This window comes from Rubellimicrobium roseum (assembly GCF_006152145.1).
GTDB lineage: Bacteria > Pseudomonadota > Alphaproteobacteria > Rhodobacterales > Rhodobacteraceae > Rubellimicrobium > Rubellimicrobium roseum.
In genome coordinates, this window is the sequence record NZ_VDFV01000142.1 from 1 (window position 1) to 1,416 (window position 1,416).

Sequence of the window (1,416 nt, forward strand, 5' to 3'; positions counted from 1 at the left end):
GACCGGGCCGGGCGCAGAGGTCAGGGATCGGAGACCGGCCCGGTCCCGCGGGCCGTCTTGTCCGCCTTCCGAGCGGCGCGCTTGTCCAGGAACGACCGAGGTCCTGGACTGCGCTGGCCCGTGGGCTGATACCGGGTGCGCTGCTTGCCCGCGGCCGGGATCTTCGGGGGCTGGGCCTCCTGCATCTCCTTGATGGCCTCCAGCACGGCACTCAGGCGCTTGTTCTCGGTGATCGCGGCATGGGTGACGCGCTGCTGGTCGGGGTCGAAGACCCGGTAGGGCAGCGATAGACCCCGCCACCGCACGTCCAGACGACCATCCGGAAAGGCGTAGGTGTCCACGTGCCGGCCCACGAGGCCCCGCGTGACCTCCGTCGCCTCCAGCATGATCCGCTTGCGCTCATAGGTCAGCGTGAGTTGCTGGCCCACGTAGCGCTGGTCGCGCCAGCACAGGATGTCCCAGAGCCGCTCGGGGGGCAGGTCCAGTGGCCGGTGCAGGTCGTCCGATCGCGCCGGGACCCGAGCGAAGCGCCCGTTGTGGCGGGCCAGGAAGCCGGGGAGGAAGGCGTTCCCATCCTCCATGTCGCGGATGCCCTCGAGCCGCATCTCTTTCACCAGCCGGTCCTGGAGCGTGCGGTTGGCGCGCTCCACGCGACCCTTGGCCTGGCTTGAGTTGGCGCACAGGATCTCGATGTTGAGCTCCGCCAGGGCCCGGCCGAACTGCGTCATGCCGTGGCCGCTCCTGGCGTCCTCCTTGGCCACGCGGAAGATCGAGTGCTTGTCCGAGTAGAAGGCCACCGGACGACCGTGCTCATGCAGGTAGCCCTCCAGCGCCTCGAAGTAGCTGAACGTGCTCTCGGACGGCACGAACCGCATCTGCATGAGCCGGCTCGTGGCGTCGTCGATGAACACCAGAAGCGTGCAGGGTGGAGCGCGGTCCTCGAACCAGCGATGCTCCGAGCCGTCGATCTGGACCAGCTCGCCCAGGCGCTCACGGCGCAGGCGGGGCTGGTGGAACTGCCGCCGCTGTGTGCGCGACAGCCACAGCCCGTCCTCGGCCATCCACTTGCGCAAGGTCTCACGCGAGACCTCAAGCCCATGGCGCTCCGCGAGCTTCTCAGCCGCCAGCGTCGGCCCGAAGTCGGCGTAGCTCTCGCGGACCAAGGCCAGAGCCAGGTCGCGTACGCCAGCACGCAGGCGGTGGTTCGACGGCCGGCCGCGCGCCTTGTGCCGCAACGCCGGCGCGCCGTCCTCGCGAAAGACCCGCAGCAGCCGTTGCACCTGACGCGGGCTCAAGCCCAGCACCTCTGCCGCGTGCGCCACGCTCAGCCGACCCTCAACAACGCGGGACAGCACCTCGATCCGTCGAAGCTCGCGCTCGCTCATCAGAACCCATCCCATCCGCCACCTCCGCAGC

Annotated in this window: 1 protein-coding gene; it reads right to left on the reverse strand. The window is 69.6% G+C overall.

Features of this window, described 5'->3' with window-relative positions:
• Nucleotides 1-20: 20 nt before the first annotated feature.
• A complete protein-coding gene (locus FHG71_RS23210) occupies nt 21-1,400 on the reverse strand; it encodes an ISNCY family transposase (RefSeq protein WP_139084167.1) in 1,380 nt (459 codons plus the stop codon).
• Between the last annotated feature and the right edge of the window lie 16 nt (nt 1,401-1,416).

Bases quoted from the DNA above. Each gene is read 5' to 3' on its own strand.
- FHG71_RS23210 (WP_139084167.1), bottom strand. From the start codon at position 1,400: ATGGGATGGGTTCTGATGAGCGAGCGCGAGCTTCGACGGATCGAGGTG.